Below are 25,062 nucleotides of genomic sequence, written 5' to 3'. Positions count from 1 at the left end.
GTATTTATGTTAACCCAGTCATGGAGGATGCTTATCCTGCATTTGTTGATAATATTTTTTCAGTTGATTTATGGAGACGTAAAGGCCTTTGCTGTTCAGCTTACAGCTTATGGTAGGTTCTGGGGAGGAGCGGCCTATGGGAGCGGATTCACGGACGCCCTTGTAGCGGCAGATAACCCTGCAGTGCTGGCGGATTGCAGGCATTTCAATGCCGGTATCTTCACAGAAAGAAGGTTTGGACTTGCAGAAGTACCGATGTATCTAGCGGCATTAGTTATTCCTGCCGGCGGCACTGCATTAGGAGTGCAGTTGCGGCAGTTTGGGAATAGTTACTGGAAGGAACAGGCACTGAGCGGCAGTATGGGGCTGCATTTGGGAGAAGGCCTAGGAGTAGGCGCACAGTTAGGATATCATAGTAAATCCGTATACCAGTATGGTAGTAAAGGAGTACCTAGCGCGGTACTTGCTGTACGATGGCGCCCAGGCCCAGGGTGGATGGCCGGTGTACAGGTAATCCGGGAGGACGATTGGCAATATAGGCTGGGAGTGGGCTGGCAGTCGGGGCAAGGGTTCCTGCTAGCTGCGGAATACAGGCAGCAGGAAGGGAAACTATCACCTGCTATTCAAGCGATATACCGGATCATTCCCGTATTGGCGATGGAACTGGGTCTCAGTGGATGGCCTCCTGCTCCGCAATGGGTGGTCATGCTGACACGAGGGCTATTACGAATTGACGGTGGAGCATCCATACATCCACAATTAGGCTTCACACCTACAATAGCGTTGATATGGGGAAAATAGCGGGGATAATCCTGTTATTACTCGTAGGGCTCCAAGTATATGGACAGGAAGAATTGCCAGCTACTATACAACAGTCAATGGAAGCGGAAACTGCAGCCACCACTGCGGTTAGTGAGGATGATGAGCAGTGGCAGTTGTTACAAGAAAGAGCGCATCATCGTATTTCATTGAATACCGCGGATGCCGAGGAGCTTACCGCATTAGGCATTCTATTGCCTCATCAAGTGGAAAGCCTGTTGCAATACCGCCAGTTACTGGGCGATTTTGTGAGTATCTATGAATTGCAGGCGGTGCCAGGATTTGATATTAGTCTGATTAAACAGTTGCTGCCCTACATCAGTACAGATGAGGGTTTTAAGCCAAGGTATCAATTGCGCGACTTGTTCTCAAAAGGAGGCAAAAGTTTATTGGTGCGTTATGGGAGGCAACTGGAAGCTTCAAAAGGATACTTATCCGCCAATGGAGGGGCTAAGGCGTACCAAGGAAGCATAGATAAGGTGTTTATCCGTTACCGTTATAACCTCACTGGATATACGAGCTATGGCATATCGATGGAAAAAGATCCTGGGGAGGCTTTCTTTCGGGGTGCACAGCGATATGGATTTGATTTTTATAGTGCGCATTTATTTATCAGTAATTACCGACATGTGAAAGCAGTGGCAGTAGGGGATTTCACGGTAAATATGGGACAGGGATTGTTGCAATGGCATAGTCATGCTGCAGGAAAAAGTGCCGCTGTATTGCAGGTAAAGAAGGAAGGGGAAGTGTTGAGACCTTATACCTCCTCTGGGGAATATTACTTTTTTCGTGGAACTGGAGTGACCATGCAAGTAGGGAAGGTACAACTGACAGCCTTTGGCTCTCTGCGCAAGCTGGATGGAACAGTGGCAGGTGCGGATACCCTTACGGACGGGCAGGTAGCTACCGCATTACAATCAGCGGGTTATCACCGGACATCTTCTGAAATAGCTAAGATGAATGCAGTGACCCAATTCAGCAGTGGTGCGGTAGTTCGTTATATGGGCAAATGGAATTTAGGCGCCAATATTATTTATCATCATTTGTCGCCAGGATTAGAGAAACCGCTGAAACCTTATAACCAGTTTGATTTCCGAGGGAATGGCTTGGTGAATTATAGCCTGGATTATTCTCGAACACTGGGGAATATGCATCTTTTTGGAGAATTGGCCCGCGATCAGCAGGGCAGGTTAGCAGGATTACAGGGGGCATTGATTAGTATGTCCGCCAATGCGGACTTTTCCCTTGTTTACAGGAATTACGATAAAGCTTATCAGAGCTTTTATAGTAAAGGGTTTGGAGAGAATTATAATACCCGAAATGAACAGGGTATATATATGGGATGTAGCTTGAGGCCCACTTCCCGATGGTTGCTAAGCGGATATGTAGATTGGTTCCAATTTCCTTGGCTACGGTATGGGGTAAACTTTCCCTCAGGAGGATGGGAATACTTGTTACAGTTATCCTGGACTTGCAAGAAAAATGTGATGTTCTCTGGCAGGGTACTTAGTCGGAAAAAAGATGAGGCGCAGTTAACGCATATACGTTTTCAGGCGGATATAACAGGCAAGAAAAAATGGGCCACCAGTACGCGATTTGAGTATGCTGGGTACAATGCTGGAGGCATTTTGCAACCGGGGATTTTATTTTACGAGGAATGCAGTTATAAACCGCGTCGACTACCAGTGCAGTTGGATGCTAGAGTGGGGGTGTTTCATACTGGAGGCTATCAGTCACGTGTATACGCGTATGAAAGTAGTGTTATGTATGAGAACAGCGTAGGGCAGTATTATGGTGATGGGTGGCAGTACTACCTGAATTTGAAATGGAAACTGGATAAGAATATTACTTGTTGGGGGCGTATCCATCAAGTGATTTATCCTGGTAAACAGCGCATTGGCAGCGGTTGGGATATGATACAAGGTAATAAAAAAACGATGCTGCAATTTCAGTTAATCTATGCGTTTTAGAGACTGATTATTAAAATTGCCTTAATTTTTAGGGTGTTAAAATGTTGAAAAACAAGAGTTTGAATCAATTAGATAACATCAGTTAAAATAATGTTAATAGATTTTGCGCGTCGATTTACTTTTTTTTCTACCTTGTGCGTATTCAACCAAAATCTAAATCTAAAACGTTACATGAAAGAGGCTCCAATCTTTTTCAGACAACTTAAATGGGGTGTTAACCAGTTGAATGAAGCTTTTGAGAAAACTGGGTTTGTTAGCAATGCGTTATGTTACACCACGTAAATTAGTTGACCGTTTTTAATTTGGAATTTTTTACCTGTTAGTGATTTTACTTTTATTAGAAAATTTAGTCTCACAAAAAACTATCATTTTCATATGCTGACTAACGATGTTAAATGTCTTGCAACGTAACCTGCTTAAGTTTCTAACAGATACAATCTGATATTAGCAACCAATAATATATTGTTATTTTTTCTTTTCAACCAAAATCTGAATCATCTATGAAAAAGATGCTACTCTTTTTCGTTGTGTTCCTTGCAATGATGAACATGACTTATGCCCAGCAGCAACAGGTTGCTGGAAAGGTTACCGGATCGGATGGAGCACCAATTCCTCTAGTAACCATACAAATCAAAGGTACTACCAAGGGTACTACTACCGATGCAAATGGTAATTTCAAACTCAGTATTGATGGCGCGAGTGCCGTACTTATTTTCAGAAGCGTAGGCTATCAGAATAAGGAAGTTACTGCAGCAGGAGGTTCTACTCTCAACATATCGCTGGCAGCAGATAATAAAAATCTGGAAGAAGTAGTGGTAACGGCGTTGGGTATTAAACGTGAGAAAAAATCACTGGGATATTCCGTACAGGAAGTGAAAGGTGATCAGTTGATGAACAACAAAGACAACGTTATCTCAGCGATGTCCGGTAAAGTAGCCGGTGTCCAGGTTACCAACTCTACTGGTATGCCAGGTTCCTCTTCCAACATCGTTATCCGTGGTAACCAGTCTATCTCCGGTAACAACCAGCCGCTGTTTGTAATTGATGGTATTCCTATCGATAACAGCGTGAACTCTACTGAAAGCAATCTGCAAGGTGTACAAAACTCCAACCGTGCAATTGACCTCAACCCTGATGATATCGCTAGCATGTCTGTTCTGAAAGGCCCTGCTGCTACTGCATTGTACGGTATCGGTGCTTCCAATGGTGCGATCATTATCACCACCAAAAAAGGTTCCAATACTGCTGGTAAAATGAATGTTTCTGTGAACTCCGCAGTGACCTGGAGCCAGGTAAATAAACTGCCAGAATTCCAAACAAGATACGCACAAGGTAGTAACGGTAAATATGTGGGTCCAGATGTTCCTGCAACACGTTCCTGGGGTCCAGATGTAAAAAATCTGACCTACTACAATAATAAATCTAACCCTAATGACCCTAATAACCCTGGTAATTATCTCTGGAGTTACCTGGGTAACCTTACCTATTTAAACGATGTAACAGATCCTTCTAAACCAGGAAACCCTACCATTGTTGGTCATAAAGACCCTAATGGTACTGGTGCTCCTGTTGCGATCTATGATAACGTAAAGGATTTCTTTGTAACTGGTCACACCTACGATAACTCCGTATCATTGTCTGGTGGTAATGATAAATCTTCTTATCGTTTGTCTTTATCCAATCAAAAAAATAATGGGGTAGTACCTAACAGTTCTTTCAATAAAACAACTGTAAGGTTAACCGCTGATTCAAAAATGACCGATAAACTGACATCCAGCGCAACTATCTCTTATATCAATTCCGGTGGTACACGTATCCCTCAGGGTGGTGGCCTTTCTGGTATCGGTCTGGGATTGTATCGTACACCTATTACTTTCGATAATAAAAATGGTGCTACCAGCCCTACTGACCCAAGAGCATATATTCTTCCTGATGGTCAGGGCTCTCAACGCGCGTTCAGCGGTGTTGGTGGAGATGGCGTACACTCACCAGTTTTTGATAACCCTTATTGGGCAATCAACAACGAACAGTTTAAAGATGAAGTAAACCGCGTAATGGGATCAGCTACCATCAGCTATGATGTACTGAAATGGCTGAATGTATCCTACCGTGTAGGTGGTGATATTTATTCCGACAGACGTAGACAACCTTATCCACTGTATTCTGCAACTGCACCTACAGGGATGCTCATAGAAGATCAGTACCTTAACAGAATTCTCAACTCCGACTTCTTCGTTACATTCCATAAACAACTGAACAGGGATCTGGACATGACATTCATGTACGATAATAACCTGTACAGCTTCTACAAAGAAAATATCACCCCAACCGGTAATAACCTCACTTTCCAGAACTTCAATAACCTCTCCAATGCGGTGAATATTCTGGCTACCGAAGGTGTGTTCAAACAGAGAAGAGCTTCTAATATCGGGGATCTCCGTCTGGCTTATAAAGATCAACTGTTCCTGCATGCCAGCGGCCGCGTGGATAAAAGCTCCACACTGCCAAGAAGTAACAATACCTTCTTCTATCCTTCCGTTGACTTAGGCTGGGTATTCAGTGAACTGGGCGGCCTGAAAAATAGCAACGTCCTTTCCTTCGGTAAACTGCGTGTATCTTATGCAGAAGTAGGTAACGATGCTCCTATTTATTACCTATACCCTAACTATGTAAGCTCCTTCTTTGCGGATGGTTTTACAAATGGTATCACTTTCCCATTTGCAACAGCTAACGGTAACGTGGGTGGTTTCATGGCCAACGGTACTTCCAGCTCTGGTGGTTCCCGCCTAAATAACCCTAATCTGAAACCAGAAAGAATCAAACAGTTCGAAGCCGGTGTGGAATTGAAATTCCTGAAAAATCGTATCGGCGTAGACGTTGCTTACTATCGTAAAAAATCAATCGATCAAATCCTCGCAGTACCTGTTTCCAGCACTACCGGTTATGGAAGCATCGTATTGAATGCGGGTGAAATCACCAACCATGGTGTGGAAGTACAGTTAAATGCTACTCCTGTTAAAGCACGCAATTTCACTTGGGATATCAATATCAACTGGGCAGCTAACCGCAGCCTTGTGGGTGAACTCTATCCTGGTGTAGATCAGATCGGCCTTGGTGGTTACACCGGAGCTGTTGCTAGTGCCATGAAAGGTCAGCCTTATGGCGCCATCTTCGGAAACAAATATCTGCGTGATGCACAAGGTAATCTCGTAATCGAAGATCGTCCTTCTGAAGGTGCTGGTAAATATGGTTTCCCAATCCCAGACCTCTCTAAAAGCGTATCTCTCGGTAGCTTCAACCCTGACTGGATCTCTGGTATCGGTAACACCTTCACTTACAAAAACTTTAGCCTCTATGCCCTGATCGACATCAAACATGGTGGCGTAATGTGGAATGGTACCCGTGGTGCCCTGGTTACCTACGGTCGTGCTAAAGAAACTGAAAACAGAGGTACAACTACTGTATTCAAAGGTGTAGCTGGTCACCTGGATGATAACGGAAATACCGTACTGGCAGGTAAAAACAACGATGTTACCGCAACACTGGGACAAGCTTGGTATACCGGTAACGGTGGTGGTTTCGGACCTGTTGCTGAACCATTCATTGAAGATGCAGGATATGTAAGACTGCGCGAAGTAAGCCTGTTTTATAAATTCAATCCTAAACTGCTGAATGCTACAAAATTCATCAAAGGACTGGAAATTGGCTTTGTTGGAAGAAACCTCTGGCTGCATACCAAATATACTGGTGTAGATCCTGACGGAAGCCTCACTGGTGCTGGTAACGCACAAGGTCTGGATTATTTCATGGCTCCATCTACTAAAAACTATTCAATACAGTTGAAATTATCCCTTTAATACCACTAGTCTTTAATTCTTAAAATGTTGATTGTATGAAATTCAGAAATATTATCGCTACAGGGTTATTGGGGTGTGCACTCTTCTCAGGGTTCTCCTGCACAAAAGCTTTTGTAGATCCAGATATCAATAAAGATCCGAATAACCCGGTGTCTGTGTCTTCATCTGCATTGCTGCCTTCTGCGGAAGTGGCCATGGGCTATACTTTCGGAAGTGACTTCTCTCGCTTCGGTAGTATGTTTGCACAACAAATCACTGGGGTGGACAGACAATTCGAAGCTTATAATAGCTACATCTTTTCCACACAGGACTTTGATAACGTTTGGTCATTGGTGTATTCTTCCATCATGAAGAACCTGCAACTGATGATCGTCAACTCTCCTAAAGGAAATGGCGGCTATAATCCTTATAGCAGCATCGCCAAAATCCTGATGGCTTACTCTATTACTACTGTTTCTGACTATTGGGGCGATGTTCCTTATTCAGAAGCATTCAGTGGCTTGGATAAACTCCAACCTAAATACGACAAACAACAGGATATCTACACTGCTGCACAGAAACTGCTGGCAGACGCCATTGCCAACCTGTCTTTACGTCAGGCACAACCAGGTACTGTTGAACCAGGAGCAGATGACGTAGTATTCGGTGGAGACATCAGCAAATGGACAAAACTCGCTAGAGTACTCCAGGCACGTTTGTATATCCATGTGTCTAAATTCGATAACACCGCTGCCCAGAAAGCTCTCGATGCGCTTAACGCAGGTGGCGGCGGCTTCGCCAGCAATGACGATAACTTCTCCGTAACTTTCGGTGCTGCTGCAACTTCCAACGCACCATACTATCAGTTTGAAACTGGTCGTGGTGGATACCTGGAATATGATATCAGCTACTGGTCTGAAACCTTGAAGTCAATGAATGACCCAAGGTATCCAAGACTCATTGATACTACTGCTGGAGGTTTGAATAAAAATTATTATTTCAACCCTGCTGGTACTGTACCACTGACTACTTATGTAGAAATGCTGTTCATTCAAGCAGAAGCCTACTGGCGCGTGGGTAACCTGCCACAGGCAGCTATTGCATACCAAGCAGGTATAGCCGCTTCCATGAAACAATATGGTGTTGCTGATGCAGATGCAGCTACTTATATCGCTGCAAATGGAACACTGTCTACCGTTGCTGCTACTGCATTTACGCAGATCATGACACAGAAATACTTCGCCATGTATCTGAACCCTGAAGTGTTTACAGACTGGCGCAGAACCAATGTGCCTACACTCACTCCAGTTGCCGGTACACAGATTCCTCGCAGGTTCCTGTATCCACAACAAGAGCTCAGTTACAATGCTCCTAACGTAAACTCGAAACTGGGACTTTTCAGCAAAGTTTGGTGGGATCAATAAAGAGATTTTCTCTGCTAATAAAAAAAGAGGGCCATTTGAGCCCTCTTTTTTTATTTTTGTACCGCTAAACTATAAATCATGGAAAATCAGCAGGAAGAACAACAGCAACTTAATATTGAGTTGAGTGAAGAAATGGCAGAAGGACAGTACGCGAATCTCGCTATCATCACCCATTCCAACGCAGAATTTGTAGTAGATTTTGTAAATGTGATGCCAGGTCTGCCTAAAGCAAAAGTTAAATCCCGAATCATACTCACCCCGCAGCATGCCAAGCGCTTCATGAAGGCAATGCTGGAAAATATCAAGAAATACGAATCTGTACACGGTACTATCCAGGATCAGGAACCTGTTTCCCTGCCAATGAATTTTGGTGGTCCTACCGCTCAGGCATAAGCCAGTATTGATTTTAGTACGTATTTCAGCTTTCTTGTCATGGAAAAAACATTTTCATATCATCATTTAAGAGAATTTACCCTGGAAGTTTTTATTCATATGGGTTGTTCTCTCGAACACGCGCGCCTGGCCAGTGAAGTGCTGGTGTCAGCGGATCTCAGAGGAATTGACTCTCATGGCGTAGCCCGCCTGTCTGGGTATGTGCGCCTTTGGGAAGCTGGCAGAATTAATGCTAAACCAAACATCCGCATTGTCCATGAAACCCCCAGCACTGCTGTGGTAGACGGAGATGCCGGATTAGGCCTCGTGGTAGCGCCTTTTGCGATGCAGGTGGCTATTCAGAAAGCCGCTGCAGTAGGTACCGGATGGGTAAGCGTGAAAAATTCCAATCACTTCGGTATTGCTGGATATCATGCGATGCAGGCACTCGATCAGGATATGATCGGTATGGCAATGACCAATGCCAGTCCCCTCGTAGCGCCTACTTTCTCCAAAGAAAGAATGTTGGGTACTAATCCTATTGCCGTGGCTATTCCAGCTAAAGAGCAACCACCATTTGTGGCTGACTTTGCTACCACCACTGCTGCCAATGGCAAACTGGAAATATTACAGCGTAAGAACGAAGAAGCGCCATACGGCTGGATCCAGGATAAAGACGGACAACCAAGTACTAATCCACATGAACTGAAAGATGGCGGTGCATTATTGCCATTGGGAGGAGATAGAGAACACGGAAGTCATAAAGGGTATTGTTTGGGAGCAATTGTTGATATATTTTCGGCCGTGCTTTCAGGAGCCAATTATGGTCCATGGGCGCCTCCTTTTGTAAGTTTCTTGCCACTGGCGCCAGATCCAGTAGGAGAGGGCCTTGGCCACTTCTTTGGAGCGATGCGGGTAGATGCTTTCCGCCCAGCAGACGAATTCAAAGAACACATGGATAAGTGGATTACCCGTTTCCGGGCAGCCACTCCTGTAGCTGGTAAGGAAGTATTGATTCCCGGCGATCCGGAAAGAGAAATGCAGCAACACCGCCTGGAAAACGGTATTCCTGTGCTGGCCCCTGTAGTCAAGGATTTACAGGAAGTTGCGGCTAAGTTTAAGCTCAATTTTTAAAATATTCTCAATCATTTATATACAATTCTATTCAGATGAAAGTGTTAAAATTTGGTGGAACCTCCGTGGGAAAACCAGAGCGTATGCATTCGGTAGCACAACTGATCACAGCGGATGCTGATCAGAAAATTGTAGTGCTATCTGCACTGTCAGGTACTACTAACTCCCTCGTGGAAATTAGCCAGTCATTGTCAGAAGGGAAGAAGGACCAAGCGAAGCAGCAGATCGATAAGCTGGAAGGTCACTACCGTTCTTTCTGTGACGAACTGGTCAAGACCGAGGCTGGCCGTGCTAATGCAAAGGCTATCATTGATGAACACTTTGAATTCCTGAATATTATCCTGAAGATCTCCTTCAATGAAGCATTGAATAAGGATATTCTGGCACAAGGTGAACTGCTGTCTACCCGCCTTTTCTGCGTTTACCTGGAAGAAGCAGGCATTAAAGCAGCACTGTTGCCAGCACTGGATTTCATGAGTATCGATGAATTCGAAGAGCCTGAAATTCCAAAAATTAAGTCTAAACTCACTTCCCTGATCGAAAAAAACAAGGATGTAAATCTGTTCATTACACAGGGTTATATCAGCCGTAATGCAAGAGGAGAAGTGGACAACCTGAAACGCGGTGGCTCTGATTACTCTGCATCCCTGATTGGTGCAGCTATTCAGGCGGATGAAGTGCAAATCTGGACAGATATCGATGGTATGCACAACAACGATCCTCGCGTGGTGAAGAAAACTTTCCCAATCGATCAACTGTCTTTCGATGAAGCTGCGGAGCTGGCCTATTTCGGCGCTAAAATCCTGCACCCTGCTTCTATCTGGCCTGCACAGCATTTCAACATTCCAGTGAAATTGCTGAACACCATGCAGCCGGAAGCAAAAGGTACTATCATCACTGAACTGCCTAATGGTAACGGTGTGAAAGCTATCGCTGCAAAAGATGGTATCATCGCGATCAAAATCAAATCCAGCCGCATGCTGCTGGCCTACGGTTTCCTGCGTAAAATCTTCGAAGTATTCGAGAAATTCCGCACACCAATTGATATGATCACTACTTCTGAAGTGGCAGTATCACTGACAATCGACAATCCTCAACAACTGGATCAGATCGTGAAAGAGCTGCAACCATTCGGTACAGTGGAACTGGATTATCAGCAGGCAATTGTTTCCATCGTTGGTAATGAAGTAGCAGCTACTCCTTCTATCATCACGAAATTGTTCTCTTCTCTGGAAGATATTCCATTGCGTATGATTTCTTACGGTGGTAGCAGACATAATATCTCCATTCTGGTGAATGCCCAGTTGAAAGAGAAAACACTGCAACTGTTGAATAAGGGCTTATTCGGTCTGGAATAGTATTCGACCTAAAACTCTCCTGCCTGTCGTCCCTGCTCGGGCAGGGACGACAAAAAAAATATAAAAAAATGAGGCGTGACGTCGCAGACGTCACGCCTCATTTTTTTATAAAAATCGCCCCCAAACACCACTTTATGACTTGCTCAATCGCTGATCAAACACAAATGGTTTCGTTTCACTGACGATGATCCCCTGTGCTTCTGGATGTTCCGGGTTGATCAGGTAATTAAATTCATCTGCAATTACCACAGACGGAATTTTCAAGACTGCATACTTTGAAGTAGCTATCCACTCGTCGCCAATACACTGCAATTCAGGCAATGGCGCCAGCGATTGCCATTTGGCTGGCAAGTCTTTCTCTGTAAGGGTTCTAATGGCTATGTTGTCGGGAATATGGATAGCTGCGATGCAGAAATCCTGTATAATATTTTTCAGCGGAATATGTACCAGTACTTCCAATGCTGCCAGTGCCCTGGAGCCTGCGGTGTAAACAATAGAATGTCCTTTGCTGTTCCAGCGACCACCATACAGGCGTGCGCCGGTCCCGCTCAGATCATTGATGTATGCACACTTACTGATCCTGTAAACGTCCATGATATATGTATCGAAGTGATGCTATGCAAACAAGCCATGTTCTATACGTCCCAATTCATCTTGGATGAGCTGGAAGCCAAACGTAGTGTCTAATAGCGAAATAGGGAGTTGATAGTTGAAAGCCGGCAATGGAGTACGCATCCATTCCTTGAAATTTTCGAGATCACCGAATACCTCGGTACCTCGTTGGTAGAGCGCAGAGAGCATAATGGCTCGCTCACTGGTATCCAGGGATAGCTTGGCATCATCTGCGTAACGCTGTAATGTTCTTTCTGATATATGGACGACCTGCGCAAGCTCCGTCAGGGAAAATGAAATCTGCCTACTCAGGTTAAGTAACGCTCGTTTAATAATGCCGCTACGGGATAACGCGATGAAATCGAAGTACCCGGCACCCATAGCATGACTGGCATGACTTGTATCTATCAACAAGGCATTCTCTTGTACTTGATAGCCATTGAAATTTGACATAACCGACATTTGTCGCAAAAATACAACAATTTGTCGTATTAATTGCTTTTGTCTTCAAAATATCCAATTTTTCGCATCCAACTGATTTCCAATGTAATAACGCCATAGTCAGAAACTACCTTCCCCTGTAGAATATAAAATCCACTCTTCTGGAAAGGATATTGGCGCAAACTGTCTGGAAAATGTACCGTATCTACAAATTGATCTTCCGCATCCAGGAAAGTACCAAAACACATCGGATCACCTTTGGAAGTACGCAGCATTTTCATGGTGACATAATACCCCAGCGTCATGACCTGTTGACCAATATGTTTATGAAAATCCCGGGCAAGGGTATAAGTGGATTGCTCGTGCTGTAATATACTGAAGGGGGACTGCAAAGGAAATCCCAACAGATCAATTTCATCAAAGGCATCTTCATGCGCATGGTAAGCCAGTTGAGGAAGTGTACAATCCACCGGCGTTGGCCTGAATAATGGAAGGTGATGTATTTGCTTAACTTCACGGGCTTTCGCGAGCAGACTGCCTTTCCACAGTAGTTCTTTTTTCGTATAGCCGGTAAAGTGAAAGCAACCAATACGAATAAGAATTTCCAATTGCTCCGGTCCAGGGCCTGTACGGGAAACAAAATCTTCTAGACTTACAAAAGGGCCACTATTTTTTCTTTCCTCCAGGATGCGCTCTACCAGCGCGAATTCCAACCCCTCGATGTGAATAAAGCCCACAAATACTTCTTTGCCATGGATGTTGGTGAGATAGTCGCTTTGGTTGATACATGGGGCATGCAGTTGAATGCCTGTCTGTTTCAGTTGGTTGAAATACAGTTCCCTGCTGTAAAACCCTCCGAAATTATTGATGACTGCCACCATAAACTCAGCAGGGTAGTAGGTTTTCAGGTAAAGACTCTGGTAACTTTCCACTGCAAAGCTCGCAGAATGGGCTTTAGAGAAGGAGAAATTGGCAAAGCTGGCTATTTGTCTCCACACTTCTTCACTCACATGACGAGGATGCCCTTTTGCATCACAGTTACGGAAAAACCTTGCCTGTATTTGTTCTAAATCTTTCATCCCCCTGTATTTGCCTGCCATGGCTCTTCGCAGTCGATCCGCATCTGCGAGTTCCATGTCAGCAAATTTATGCGCCACTTTGATCACATCTTCCTGGTACACCATGATACCAAATGTTTCCTTCAGTAACTCCTCAATGACCGGATGCAGGTATACTACTGACTGTGGATTATTGAATCGGTCAATATACTGCTTCATCATGCCGGATTGCGCTACACCGGGGCGAATGATAGAACTGGCGGCCACCAGGGAGCGATAGTCGTCGCAGCGCAATTTGGTGAGCAACTGTCGCATGGCAGGAGATTCAATGTAAAAACACCCGATGGTATTTACGCCACGAAGATTGGCTTTCACCTGTTCATCCACCATAAAGGCTTTTACATTGTGGATATCGATGTCTACATCATGATTTTGTTTGATGAGATCAATCGCATCTCGGATATGTCCAAGTCCGCGCTGGCTGAGGATATCGAATTTATACAATCCGATTGCTTCTGCCTGAAACATGTCCATCTGCGCTGTGCTGAAGCCTTTGGGAGGTAGATAGGTTGTACAATAGTGATGGATAGGCGCCTCACTAATCAGGATGCCGCCTGCATGGATACTGAGATGATTGGGAAATGATTTTTCCTGGTTATCCATGAGTTGGCAGAAATGCAGAATTTTTCGTTGTATTCTATCTTCATCCAGCTTCACACTGAAGCCTCCTTGCAGGATACGATCAATTTCTTTTTTAGGCAATCCATACGCTTTCCCCAGTTCCCTAACGATGGCATGTGTCTGGAATGTGGTGACGGTACCCAGTAGCGCAGTATGTTCCGGACCATATTTATTGAAGATATAGGTCGTGATTTCATCGCGGTCTTTCCAGGAGAAGTCGATATCAAAATCAGGTGGAGAGCTGCGATAGAGGTTCAGGAATCTTTCAAAATAAAGGTCCAGTTCTATGGGGTCTACATCTGTAATACGTAGGCAGTAGGCCACGATAGAGTTGGCGCCACTTCCACGGCCTACATAGAAAAATCCTTTTTCCTGGGCAAAGCGAATGATATCCCAAGTAATGAGAAAATAGGATTCGAAATTGAGTTTTGCGATGATATCCAGTTCTTTTTCAATACGGGCGGCTGCGGATTCATGGTTGGAACCATAGCGGTATATCATTCCTTCGTAAGCTAGGTCCCGTAAGAGTTTGCGGTCTTCTTCCACGCTCGCTGAAAAAGTTTTTTTATTGCGGGGGATATTCATTTGCATTTCCACCTCGCAGGCATGCAGTACCGCCAGCGTATTGGCTACTATATGTGGATATCTTTCAAAATGCTCCACTAAATCGGCAGGATGAATAAACGTTTCATCAGGAGCAGCATAGGTTTCGGGCAATAGCTGGGATATCAGGATGTTTTGATCGATGGCTCTCAATACCTGGTGTAATTCATAATGCAGTTCATCCTGGAAGGTAACGGGTTGCATGATGACCAGTTTATCTTTCAGTGCAAGGGTATCCACTCGAAATAATTTATTGATATCCTTGACGCGTACGCCTAGAAGTTCATGTGGCGCTAATGTATGCGGATTGTGGGTTCCCCAGGGATAGATCACGAATGTATCCGGCATTTCGGGCGCTTGTTCTGGGAATGGTTCTCCGGTATGTAATTTATAGGAGAGGAATTTATTGATATGATACCAGCCGTTCTGGTTGCGGGCCAGCAGCAGGTAGCAGAGGGTGTGTTCATTTCTGCATTCCAGTCCCAGTACGGGTTTGATATCTTGTTCCCTGCATTCAGTCACGAAGGTCCATGCATCGGAAGTGATGTTGATATTGGTAAGCGCAAGTGTGGTGATACCGCGTTCTTTTGCTTCCCGGATGAGTGTTTCTACGTGCATGGTGCCATATCGCAGGCTGAAGAATGTTTTGCAGTTCAAGTACATGATGTGGTTTTTGACAATTGCTTACATTGGTTAGTTGCCTAAATTATCTTTTATGGAATGGGGAGATGTCACGCTTCCGGGCCAGCATTTTCTTATCTGGGGGAAGTACATTGGTGCCTTTCATGAGAAATTCCCATCCGAACCTGTTTTTGATCTGATCGATAGCTTGATAGAGTGCAATCATTTCTTGGCTGTCGTCAAAAAGGCTGATCTGATGATTTCCTTGTACAAGGTGACTGAATCTAACGCCAATGAGTCGGACTAACAGTCTGCGGTCATATAATTTTTTAAAGAGTTCTTTTACTTTTTCCAGCAGTACGTGATCGGAGCAGCAGTAGGGGATAGACATCTGTTTGGTAACAGTTTCGAAGTCGGAGTACCGTATTTTAACCGTGATGCATCCGGTTAATTTATTTTGTTGTCGTAATTCGAAGGCGATTTTTTCTGTCATGCGCACCAGTTCGGCGTGCATGAATTCCATATCGATGGTATCGGCATGGAAGGTACTTTCTGTTGAAATGGATTTTTGTTCATAGTAGGGCACAACGGGGGATTCATCGATCCCATTGGCTTTTTTCCAGAGGGAGATTCCATTTTTTCCCATCCAGGCTTCCAGGAGAGAAATGGGCACTTCGCTGAGTGTTTTCACTGTTTCCACGCCGCGCCGACGCAATTGGGCGGCGGTTTCTTTCCCTACCATAGGGATTTTTTCTATGTTGAGTGGGGCGAGGAATGATTTTTCTTCACCGAACATAATTTCCAGTTGTCCATTTGGTTTGGCCTCATCGGTGGCCACTTTGGATACGAGTTTGTTGGAGGCGAGGCCAAAGGAGATGGGCAGTCCGGATTCTTTTATGATTGTTTTTCTGAGTTCGGTAGTCCATTTGAGGGAGCCGAAATACTTATCCATGCCACTGATATCGATGTAGAATTCATCGATAGAAGATTTTTCGTAGAGGGGGGCTTTGTCAGCGATGATTTCGGTGACTTCGCGGGATTTATTACTGTATGCCTCCATATCTCCGCTGCGTATGATGGCATGCGGACAAAGGCGGAGGGCGGTTTTCATGGGCATGGCGGAGTGGATGCCGTAGCGTCTGGCTTCGTAGCTACAGGCGGCTACAACGGCGCGGTCGCTATTGCCGCCTACGAGGAGGGGTTTGCCTATCAGGCTGCTGTCCTGCTGGCATTCTACAGAAACAAAGAAACAATCGAGGTCGAGATGCGCAATAGCGCGTTGTTGCAACGATATCATAACTCACAGATTTAAAGTGATGTAATCGTTTCAGGGAAAAGTTGGGCTAGGTGCTGTATAGCCCGCATAGTAGCGGGACTTCAAATATACTAACATTTTTAGTTTTACTAAAATAATTAGTATGAAGGATAGAGGCTGGAATGAATTTTGTAATTTTACAACATATAGGGGATTTAATCTGTAATTAGTTAAGTATATGAAAATGAACTAGAAGGGAATAGACCATATTCATCTTTCAAAAGCAGGTTCCTATGACAAAAACAGATCTTCGCAAAGAGCTCCTTCTCCTGCTACTATTTGTAGCTCCTCTCATCTATATGGGTTTAGAATGGCGAAATATACCGGACGTCTTCGGGCAGGCGGCAGAGCCGGTTCAGCAGCAGATAAAAACGAAAGAAGACTTCTTGTTGTTGATGATATTTTTCTTCTTTACCAACGCCTTAATATATTTTTTATTTAGGTATTTACCCAAGACAGACGATGAAGCTGTATCAGATCCAGAATTGATGCACCGGGAGTATTACAAGGTGAGGTATGTTATTCAGATCTTTCTTTCGGCCATCGCATTTATCATTATTCTGATGGTGCAAACGGGTCACACTTATGCGATGGAGCGTTGGGCATTTATTGGCATTGGCCTGCTGATGGCGGGTGTGGGCTTATATCTGAAGGGATTAAAGCCCAATAATTATGTAGGCGTGCGCACACCATGGACGCTCAAAGATCCGGTGGTATGGAAGAAAACACATGCTATGGCCAGTAGTTTGTGGACAGCCGTAGGACTTGTACTAATTGCCGGAGCGTTTTTTATGTCGCTCATCACCGGAGTTTTTGTTATATTTGCCTCATCCTTCCTTCTTCCAATATTACCTTATATTTATTCATTCCGGTTAGCGAATGAGGATAAGGGATAACAACAAGCTATTAATAGTGGTCAATACATAAAAAGAAAATGGCGGCTCTTGACAAGGCCGCCATTATTATTTTGGGAATAATTACACGGATTAATAAAAACCTCTCTGGCCTTTGGTCATTACCAAACCAATGATGATAAGAATTAACACGAGGGCAATGCTGTAGAAATTTCTTGCCAGCATGTGTTTTTTGGCAGCATCGGTTGCCTTCTTCACTTTCGACTTACCAATATGTACCAGTGCAATGGCGATAATAGCCAAAGTCTCATGTTCTACGGTAAAGAACCGGAGCATGGGATCTTTCATGGCAACGCCCATGTCTGCACGCGCGGTGGTCACCAGGCTGCTCGTAAAGAACAGGATAATACCAACCAGCAGTTGGATATCGCAGGCGATCATGAAGAAAAGCCCTGCCTTATTATCGGCAGCGGTGAAAGGCGTTTTGCCGGAAACCCCTTTAAAAGCACGGATGACGGCCCAGATACCTGTGAGCAGTACTGCCCATCTTAAAATGGAATGTACAAGTAACATAAGTTAGTGAGTTGATTAATCCGGGCAAAAATAAGTTCTGATTCGCAGATATATTTGGTAAATGATAAAAATATTTGCTAATTTTGTTAGCAAAGTACTAAATTGTTTAGGTTATGTCCGTAGTATGCCAGAATTTGAAATATCTGCGTAAGCAAAAAGGCTGGACGCAGCAAGAGTTTGCCGATAAACTTGGCATCAAGCGTTCCCTGCTCGGCGCATATGAAGAAGAGCGTGCGGAGCCGAGAACAGAAGTGCTGGAACAGGTGAGCGATATGTTCCGGGTTACCATTGATGACCTGCTTCGCAGGGATCTAGGTTCCCAAAAGGATAATTTCCTGGAAAAACGTCGTCAGCAAAAATTGGGCAGCAGCAGGCAGTCCATCACCTTCGTTCCGGTAAAAGCTGCTGCAGGTTATCTGGCAGGCTATAATGATGAGGAATTCATCGAAGAGTTGAACACCTTTACGCTGCCTATGCTGGGTGCGGGTGATTACAGAGCTTTTGAAATCGCCGGGGATTCTATGTTGCCGGTGACGTCTGGATCTGTTATTGTCTGCCATAAAGTAGATGGCTGGGAAGAAATTAAAAACAATGAAACCTATGTGGTGGTAACCGCCCGTGGTGGTATTGTTTTTAAACGAATAGTAAAAAGCAACCGCTCTAAATCGAAGATTACCCTCGTCTCCGATAATAATCAATTTGAGCCTTATGCGGTAGAAATGGAGGATGTGCTGGAACTTTGGCAGTCGGATGCTATTGTCAGCAAATCCAACCAACAAAGCCGTATGAGCGTGAATCACCTAGCAGATATGGTTAGCCAACTGCAGGATCAGGTGAGCATGTTGAAAAAGAAAATAAAAGATTAAGTATAATCACCTGTTGCCAACAAACTGCTCTTCGGGCGGTAAATTCCACAGGTAGCGCCATGCCGTTGCGGGATGTGCGTCATTTCATTGATTTCTTACTGCGGGAAGAATGCCCGCAGTCTTTATCTGCGGGAGCGGATCGGGCGCCCTATTCCGTATCTGTTCTCTGCTATCCAGATTTCCTTGTTTCCGGATTTTCCTACGTTTCCGAGAACAACCCCGTTATTGCCCGGTTGCCCGCTGATCCCGGTAATTCAGCAGTTATTACCGTGACCACCAGGTAACCGTAGCAAACGGGAAAAACAGGCAAAAATCGGCGGAAAAGCCGCCACTACCCAACTTACTAATTCAAAGTAATTAGTACATGCCTGAAAAACCGGTACACAAAGGCACAAGATGATGCCCGTTGCAATTTTGCGCCTTTGTGTGCCGCGGCAACTCCGGTTATTCTTTGGCTAATCGGCCGAAAAATCATAATTTAAAAGACGATTTCAATCCGATCACCCAAATAATCTATCCATGAGGTTCCATGTATCTATCGCTGAAGCTATGCAACAGCTCCAGAAAAGTGATGATGATTTCGCAGTCCTATTCGAACATGGCAGTATGCGCGGCATTATCTTCGGACCGGATGAACTGGATGATCAAGAACCACATATTCAGGATGAAATCTATATCGTATTGAAAGGCACCGGCGAATTTACCCTGGAAGAGAAAACAGTAAAGGTCGCACCCGGTGATTTCCTTTTCGTTCCGGCAGGCGCCGAACACCATTTCTCCAACTTCAGCCCAGACCTACTTTTATGGGTCATTTTCTACGGAGAAGAAGGCGGAGAGGAGGATTGAGAGAAAAAAAAGTGAACCTTTTTGTTTTTAAAAAATATTGTTTTATCTTTGCGTTCCTAAAAATAAGAGGCAAAAATTATGTTGATAATTGATTCTAAAGATTGCGAAAACATAGACAAGGCGCTGAAAAAGTACAAAAAGAAATTTGAGAAAGCTCGCATCCTGCTGCAACTCAGATCACGCCAGTCTTTTACCAAACCTTCTGTTAAACGTCGTAATGAAGTGCTGAAAGCAGTTTATAAACAACAGTTGGCTTCTGGTAAAATTGAAGGATAATTCCTATTGCTAAGTAACTTATTAGCAACTCAAAATATTTGATGATTGTAAGGTTTTTAATAACTTTACAATCATCAATCTTTTTGTGTTGAACGAAGAACTCTACTCTCTATCCGAGCGTTTCCTTACTCACCTGGAGCTCGAACACCGGTATTCAGAACATACCATCAGGGCCTATCGCAGCGATATGGACCAATTCCTTTCCTTTATTACCGCCAGATTTGGCCGTACCCTACTAACAGATATATCTCATGTCATGATACGCGATTGGCTATCTACCAACATAGATAAATCAGTTACTGCCAAAAGCGTTAACCGGAAAATCTCTACCCTTAAATCATTTTTTAAATACTGCATGCGGCAAGGACTGCTGAAAGTCACGCCCATGACCAAGGTGATCGCGCCGAAAATCGCGAAACGCCTTCCCGGATTTATTGAAGAAAAAGGAATGCGCGCCCTGGAGGAGAATGTCAGCCCCGTTTCAGTGACATCGCCGAATATTTTTGAAAATGACTTTGAAGGGCATACACACCGACTCATATTCGAAGTGTTTTATCAGACGGGCGTTCGTCTGTCAGAGCTGATTGGCCTGGAGGAATTCAAGGTGGATAAACGCAATTTGACTATTAAGGTGATGGGTAAAGGCGGAAAGGAAAGGATCATTCCCATCAGTAACGGCTTGTCAGCCATGATAGAAGACTATAAAGCTGAAAAGAGGGCGCACCTGGAAGGTTTCGAAGAGCGAGTGCTATTCGTTCATCCACACACGGGAAAGCGTTTATATTCCAAATACGTTTATCTCACGGTAAGAAAGTACCTGTCAGAACATCAGATTACCACGTTGAAGAAAAAGAGTCCACATATACTCCGACATACATTTGCTACCCATCTGACCAATAATGGGGCAGATCTGAATGCTGTAAAAGAGTTGTTGGGGCATTCCTCCCTGGCGTCTACACAGGTATATACCCATAATACGATCGGGAAATTAAAAGAAATCCATAAACAGGCACATCCGAAAGCATAGGAGTGCTTGATGTCAAAACGCGAAAAGGGGCTGAATTTCGGCCCCTTTTCGCGTTTTAATCGGGATTTGCCTGAAGTAGGGTGCTAGACGTATAGGATACCGTTACAACGGCAATGGGTATATGTTAGTGTTTCGGGAGACACGTGTCTCTCGGTTTTCCTGGCTTTCTATCCGCTACGTGTATGCACTTCACGAGAAAGTAAAAGTAATTTTGGGGGTAAATACTAGGTGAATGAAGATGGATGGTTGCATATATAGTACATTTTTCATGCATTGTTTTTTGCATACACAACATAAAAGGAGGCATATGGTAAGGATAAATGAATGTGAGGCGGGGCGTGGGTTTGCAAGATGTGTAACAAAAGGATGATTACGGTGTTGAATATGTTAGATATCAGGCAGATAATTTCATTTTAACAAAATATTACGCGGCATAGTAGCAGCGAATAGATAAAGTGAGTATATTAGTACAAGAAGTTCTTTCACACTAAAGAGAATGCCTATAGCCAAGCATTACCCATTAGTACACAGATTGTTAAAATTTAAAAAAATTAGTGCTATGAACGTTCAAATTCAAACTGTGCATTTCGATGCTGATTCAAAATTGATTGATCACGTGAACAGAAAAATTCAGAAATTGAACACGTTCCATGATCGAATAGTAAGCGTGGATGTTTTTCTAAAATTGGACAATTTAGCGCATCAGATAAAAGACAAAATTGCGGAGATTAGGGTCCGAATACCGCGACAGGACTTGTTTGTGAAGCACGAGTCCAAATCCTTCGAAGAGTCATTTGACCTGGCGTTTGACGCATTAATCAACCAAGTAAAACGCAACAAGGAGAAAAAAATTCAATAATTTTTTAAAATAATTTTGGAAATATCAATTCCTTTGCTACCTTTGCCATCCCGATTACAAAAAGGGGTCGGTAAAAGGTAGCAAAGTTCTTTATAGCAGGGCGTTTTAGGGGAAACAAATGATTTTTTAATAATTTGTAAGAAACTAAAAAAAAGATTTGGAGAATTGATAAAAACTCTTAATTTTGCGCTCTCTTTCAACGAGTTACTAATTGAAAGAATGTTTTTTGAAAGATGCCAGCATAGCTCAGTTGGCCAGAGCTACTGATTTGTAATCAGTGGGTCGGGGGTTCGAATCCCTCTGCTGGCTCATCGTTTTGGTTAAGTTGTCTGGATACTAACGGTATCCGGACAACGAAAATCAAAGATCAGAAAAATTGTTAGGGCAGGTTCCAGAGCGGCCAAATGGGGCGGACTGTAAATCCGCTGTCTACGACTTCATAGGTTCGAATCCTATCCTGCCCACCAAACGGCGTGTTCCGCCTTTGCCTTAGCAGAGGCGGAACATAGTTGTGAAATGGCAGGTGAGTCGTTAACATCACCAACCCTGTGGTACAACAGCCTTTATGTTCTTTAATTTAATTTATTAATTCGTTTCCTGGTTCGTCCAGGAGGCAGGATTAAAATGCGGGAGTAGCTCAGTTGGTAGAGCGACAGCCTTCCAAGCTGTAGGTCGCGGGTTCGAGCCTCGTCTCCCGCTCGCATTTTTATCAGATGCAATTTTTCAAGCTGTTGTAGCTCAGGGGTAGAGCACTTCCTTGGTAAGGAAGAGGTCGAGAGTTCAATTCTCTTCAACAGCTCAATTGAATTTTTTTGAAGAATAGTTGTAGTGAGTAGTTAATAATCGCATCAACAACTCCATAAAATTCGAATTTCGGAATTCGAATTTACCAATTCCCACTCCGAAATTAAACTTAGCGTTGTAGCTCAATGGAAGAGCAGTTACAGCATTTTGCTGTGAAAGGAAATGAGTTCAATTCTCATCAGCGGTACAAGTTTGTAAATCGTGTTTTAAACAACTATCAATACAATCTTTACAAACCATCTAAAAAGAAAATACAATGGCAAAAGAAACCTTTAAGCGGGATAAACCCCACGTAAACATTGGTACCATCGGCCACGTGGACCACGGTAAAACTACCTTGACTGCTGCCATTACCACAATTTTGGCAAACAAGGGTCTGGCAGAGAAGAGAGGTTATGATGAGATCGATGCGGCTCCTGAAGAAAAAGAAAGAGGTATCACTATCAATACAGCTCACGTTGAGTATCAGACTGCAAATCGTCACTATGCTCACGTTGACTGCCCTGGTCACGCTGACTATGTGAAAAACATGATTACCGGTGCTGCTCAGATGGACGGTGCTATCCTGGTGGTTGCTGCTACTGACGGTCCTATGCCACAAACAAGAGAGCACATCCTCCTGGCTCGTCAGGTAGGTGTTCCTCGTATCGTTGTGTTCATGAACAAAGTTGACCTGGTTGACGATGCTGAATTGCTCGAACTGGTTGAAATTGAAATTCGTGACCTGCTGAGCTCTAACGGTTTCGACGGCGATAACGTTCCTGTTATCAAAGGTTCTGCTACCGGTGCGCTGGCTGGCGACGAAAAATGGGTTGGTGCTATCGACGAACTGATGGCTGCAGTTGATGAATACATTCCTCTGCCTCCACGTCCAGTTGATCAACCATTCCTGATGTCTGTAGAGGACGTATTCTCTATCACAGGTCGTGGTACTGTAGCTACTGGTCGTATCGAACGCGGTCGCATCAAAGTTGGTGAGAACGTTGAAATCGTAGGTCTGGTTGCTGAGTCTCTGAAATCAACTTGTACTGGCGTTGAGATGTTCAAAAAACTCCTCGACGAAGGTGAAGCTGGTGACAACGCAGGTCTGTTGCTCCGCGGTATTGAGAAATCTCAAATCCGTCGTGGTCAAGTAATCTGCCAGCCAGGTTCTATCACTCCACACACCGAATTCAAATGCGAAGTTTACGTACTGAGCAAAGAAGAAGGTGGTCGTCACACTCCATTCTTCAACAAATACCGTCCTCAGTTCTATTTCCGTACAACTGACGTAACTGGTGAGTGCGAACTGCCAGCAGGTACTGAAATGGTTATGCCTGGTGACAACACCAACCTGCATGTGAAACTGATCCAACCCATCGCGATGGAGAAAGGTCTGAAATTCGCTATCCGTGAAGGTGGACGTACCGTAGGTGCGGGTCAGGTTACAGAGATCATTAAATAAGTTGATTCTCAATAAAAAGCCATTAGCGATTTGCTGGTAGCTATTAGCCTCGGATTTCTTATATTTGCTAACAGCTCTTGCATTCACTAATGGCTTTTATACGGGCATAGTTCAACGGTAGAATAGAGGTCTCCAAAACCTTTGATCAGGGTTCGAATCCTTGTGCCCGTGCACACAACGCGTTCATATGAATAAAGTAACCACCTATTTCAGGGAGTCTTACAAAGAGCTGCTTGAAAAAGTAAGTTGGCCCACTTGGACTCAATTGCAGCAGTCTACTGTGATCGTCCTCGTTGCAACTATCCTTATTACCGCTATCGTTTGGGTAATGGATATCGCTGCACAATCGGGTCTTAAATTCATCTATTCATTAATTCACTAATGGAACAAACTACTCAACAACAGGAAACCAAGTGGTACGTGCTGCGTGTGGTGAGCGGCAAGGAGAGGAAGGTAAAGGAGTACCTCGATAAGGAGATTTCCCGCGGGGGATGGAGCGAGGTGGTGAAACAGGTTTTTCTGCCAGTGGAGAAAGTATACAAGGTTCAGAATGGTAAGAAGGTGATGCGTGAAAGAAACTATTATCCCGGTTATGTAATGATCGAGGTAGTAGATGGAAAATTATCTGACGACCTGAAAGAAGCAATCAAAAATACTACCAACGTTATCCACTTCCTCGGAAAAGACAATCCGATCGCTCTCAGAAAAGCGGAAGTGAACAAGATGCTCGGTAAGATGGATGAAATGGCTGAAGTTGGCGGCGTAAGCATGATTGAGCCGTTCATCGTTGGCGAAACCATCAAGATCATTGAAGGACCGTTCAACGACTTCAATGGTATCATCGAAGAAGTGAACGACGAGAAAAAGAAACTCAAGGTGACCGTAAAGATCTTCGGTCGCTCCACACCGGTGGAACTGAACTATATGCAGGTAGAAAAACTCGCATAAGCTCAGGGATACCTGATAAAAGAAAAGCCACAGCAAACGCTGTGGCTTTTTTGTTGAAATTAACCTTGGGCTGTAATGGATATATGTGGCCATAGTACATTGAGGGAGTTGATTTCGATGGCCTGAAAGTATGATTCCTGCAGACACACCGCAACGGATAGGATACTGCTTCAGTTTTTGATTTCCTGCCTTCAGGGAAAACTACCGGAAATGGGTTCGGCCAATACAGATCATACACTGTATTTTACTGAATGCATTTAGCTGTTCCAGGTAGCTGCTTCCGCCGGGGAGTGGGAGACCACTTCAGTTTGAAGGTTACTA

22 protein-coding genes and 6 tRNA genes are annotated in these 25,062 nt (G+C 44.1%); 23 read left to right on the top strand and 5 right to left on the bottom strand.

All coding sequences use genetic code 11. The features are described from left to right. Positions 1-27 precede the first annotated feature (27 nt). The 7 genes from JO154_RS14650 (at position 28) to JO154_RS14620 (ending at position 10,913) form a co-directional block, all read left to right on the top strand. Positions 28-801: a hypothetical protein gene (locus tag JO154_RS14650; RefSeq protein ID WP_291946759.1), complete on the top strand. Its 774-nt coding sequence runs from the start codon at positions 28-30 to the stop codon at positions 799-801. Further along, positions 789-2,789, top strand: coding sequence for a helix-hairpin-helix domain-containing protein (locus JO154_RS14645; protein ID WP_291946757.1), 2,001 nt, complete (start codon positions 789-791; stop codon positions 2,787-2,789). Before JO154_RS14650 ends, JO154_RS14645 begins: the two co-directional genes overlap by 13 nt. Before the next feature lie 500 nt (positions 2,790-3,289). Further along, on the top strand, positions 3,290-6,646 hold the full coding sequence (locus JO154_RS14640; RefSeq protein WP_291946755.1) for a SusC/RagA family TonB-linked outer membrane protein: 3,357 nt from the start codon (positions 3,290-3,292) through the stop codon (positions 6,644-6,646). A gap of 35 nt (positions 6,647-6,681) precedes the next feature. Further along, a complete protein-coding gene (locus JO154_RS14635; RefSeq protein WP_291946753.1) occupies positions 6,682-8,049 on the top strand; it encodes a SusD/RagB family nutrient-binding outer membrane lipoprotein in 1,368 nt (455 codons plus the stop codon). A gap of 78 nt (positions 8,050-8,127) precedes the next feature. Further along, on the top strand, positions 8,128-8,442 hold the full coding sequence (locus JO154_RS14630) for a DUF3467 domain-containing protein (protein WP_111590233.1): 315 nt from the start codon (positions 8,128-8,130) through the stop codon (positions 8,440-8,442). A 39-nt stretch (positions 8,443-8,481) separates the two neighbouring features. Continuing rightward, a complete protein-coding gene (locus JO154_RS14625; RefSeq protein ID WP_291946750.1) occupies positions 8,482-9,555 on the top strand; it encodes an Ldh family oxidoreductase in 1,074 nt (357 codons plus the stop codon). Between the two features lie 35 nt (positions 9,556-9,590). Beyond that, positions 9,591-10,913, top strand: a complete 1,323-nt coding sequence (locus JO154_RS14620) for an aspartate kinase (RefSeq protein WP_291946748.1) — start codon at positions 9,591-9,593, stop codon at positions 10,911-10,913. A 132-nt stretch (positions 10,914-11,045) separates the two neighbouring features. Here JO154_RS14620 and JO154_RS14615 read toward each other — a convergent pair whose 3' ends face one another. The 4 genes from JO154_RS14615 to dinB are packed head-to-tail and all read right to left on the bottom strand — an operon-like array spanning position 11,046 to position 16,226. Continuing rightward, complete coding sequence (locus tag JO154_RS14615) at positions 11,046-11,507, bottom strand: RES family NAD+ phosphorylase (RefSeq protein WP_291946746.1); 462 nt, start codon at positions 11,505-11,507, stop codon at positions 11,046-11,048. A 21-nt stretch (positions 11,508-11,528) separates the two neighbouring features. Further along, on the bottom strand, positions 11,529-11,978 hold the full coding sequence (locus JO154_RS14610; protein WP_291946744.1) for an antitoxin Xre/MbcA/ParS toxin-binding domain-containing protein: 450 nt from the start codon (positions 11,976-11,978) through the stop codon (positions 11,529-11,531). A gap of 38 nt (positions 11,979-12,016) precedes the next feature. Next, on the bottom strand, positions 12,017-14,971 hold the full coding sequence (dnaE, locus tag JO154_RS14605) for a DNA polymerase III subunit alpha (protein WP_291946742.1): 2,955 nt from the start codon (positions 14,969-14,971) through the stop codon (positions 12,017-12,019). 43 nt (positions 14,972-15,014) lie between these two features. Continuing rightward, on the bottom strand, positions 15,015-16,226 hold the full coding sequence (dinB, locus tag JO154_RS14600; RefSeq protein WP_291946739.1) for a DNA polymerase IV: 1,212 nt from the start codon (positions 16,224-16,226) through the stop codon (positions 15,015-15,017). 251 nt (positions 16,227-16,477) lie between these two features. Between dinB and JO154_RS14595 the strand changes: the two genes are divergently transcribed. Then, positions 16,478-17,140, top strand: coding sequence for an SdpI family protein (locus JO154_RS14595; RefSeq protein WP_291946737.1), 663 nt, complete (start codon positions 16,478-16,480; stop codon positions 17,138-17,140). Positions 17,141-17,230: 90 nt separating this feature from the next. Here JO154_RS14595 and JO154_RS14590 read toward each other — a convergent pair whose 3' ends face one another. After that, positions 17,231-17,671, bottom strand: a complete 441-nt coding sequence (locus JO154_RS14590) for a hypothetical protein (protein WP_291946735.1) — start codon at positions 17,669-17,671, stop codon at positions 17,231-17,233. A gap of 113 nt (positions 17,672-17,784) precedes the next feature. Between JO154_RS14590 and JO154_RS14585 the strand changes: the two genes are divergently transcribed. From JO154_RS14585 to nusG, 15 genes are all read left to right on the top strand, one after another. Next, the gene (locus JO154_RS14585; protein ID WP_291946733.1) at positions 17,785-18,537 is read left to right on the top strand and encodes a LexA family transcriptional regulator; all 753 of its coding nucleotides are present in this window, start codon (positions 17,785-17,787) and stop codon (positions 18,535-18,537) included. Between the two features lie 59 nt (positions 18,538-18,596). Continuing rightward, positions 18,597-18,821, top strand: a complete 225-nt coding sequence (locus tag JO154_RS14580; RefSeq protein WP_291946731.1) for a hypothetical protein — start codon at positions 18,597-18,599, stop codon at positions 18,819-18,821. A 235-nt stretch (positions 18,822-19,056) separates the two neighbouring features. Next, positions 19,057-19,383 carry a cupin domain-containing protein gene (locus JO154_RS14575; RefSeq protein ID WP_291946729.1) on the top strand — a complete coding sequence of 109 codons (327 nt, stop codon included), beginning with the start codon at positions 19,057-19,059 and terminating at the stop codon, positions 19,381-19,383. Positions 19,384-19,461: 78 nt separating this feature from the next. Continuing rightward, positions 19,462-19,659 carry a 30S ribosomal protein S21 gene (rpsU, locus tag JO154_RS14570; protein WP_111590245.1) on the top strand — a complete coding sequence of 66 codons (198 nt, stop codon included), beginning with the start codon at positions 19,462-19,464 and terminating at the stop codon, positions 19,657-19,659. A gap of 88 nt (positions 19,660-19,747) precedes the next feature. Then, on the top strand, positions 19,748-20,686 hold the full coding sequence (locus JO154_RS14565; RefSeq protein ID WP_291946727.1) for a tyrosine-type recombinase/integrase: 939 nt from the start codon (positions 19,748-19,750) through the stop codon (positions 20,684-20,686). A 496-nt stretch (positions 20,687-21,182) separates the two neighbouring features. Beyond that, complete coding sequence (locus tag JO154_RS14560) at positions 21,183-21,545, top strand: HPF/RaiA family ribosome-associated protein (RefSeq protein ID WP_366935588.1); 363 nt, start codon at positions 21,183-21,185, stop codon at positions 21,543-21,545. Positions 21,546-21,780: 235 nt separating this feature from the next. Further along, positions 21,781-21,854, top strand: a tRNA-Thr gene (locus JO154_RS14555). 73 nt (positions 21,855-21,927) lie between these two features. Then, a tRNA-Tyr gene (locus JO154_RS14550) sits at positions 21,928-22,012 on the top strand. 159 nt (positions 22,013-22,171) lie between these two features. After that, a tRNA-Gly gene (locus JO154_RS14545) sits at positions 22,172-22,244 on the top strand. Between the two features lie 28 nt (positions 22,245-22,272). After that, positions 22,273-22,344: transfer RNA gene (locus JO154_RS14540), tRNA-Thr, on the top strand. A 116-nt stretch (positions 22,345-22,460) separates the two neighbouring features. After that, positions 22,461-22,536, top strand: a tRNA-OTHER gene (locus tag JO154_RS14535). 69 nt (positions 22,537-22,605) lie between these two features. After that, a complete protein-coding gene (tuf, locus tag JO154_RS14530) occupies positions 22,606-23,793 on the top strand; it encodes an elongation factor Tu (RefSeq protein WP_291946723.1) in 1,188 nt (395 codons plus the stop codon). A gap of 100 nt (positions 23,794-23,893) precedes the next feature. Then, positions 23,894-23,964, top strand: a tRNA-Trp gene (locus JO154_RS14525). Positions 23,965-23,980: 16 nt separating this feature from the next. Next, entirely contained in the window at positions 23,981-24,175 is a 195-nt protein-coding gene (gene secE, locus JO154_RS14520) for a preprotein translocase subunit SecE (RefSeq protein WP_291946722.1), read from the top strand. Next, a complete protein-coding gene (nusG, locus tag JO154_RS14515) occupies positions 24,175-24,741 on the top strand; it encodes a transcription termination/antitermination protein NusG (RefSeq protein WP_291946720.1) in 567 nt (188 codons plus the stop codon). The genes secE and nusG overlap by 1 nt, the downstream gene beginning before the upstream one ends. Positions 24,742-25,062: the final 321 nt, after the last annotated feature.

Source organism: Chitinophaga sp. (assembly GCF_019236475.1).
GTDB lineage: Bacteria > Bacteroidota > Bacteroidia > Chitinophagales > Chitinophagaceae > Chitinophaga.
This window is presented reverse-complemented; position numbering and strand designations above follow the sequence as displayed.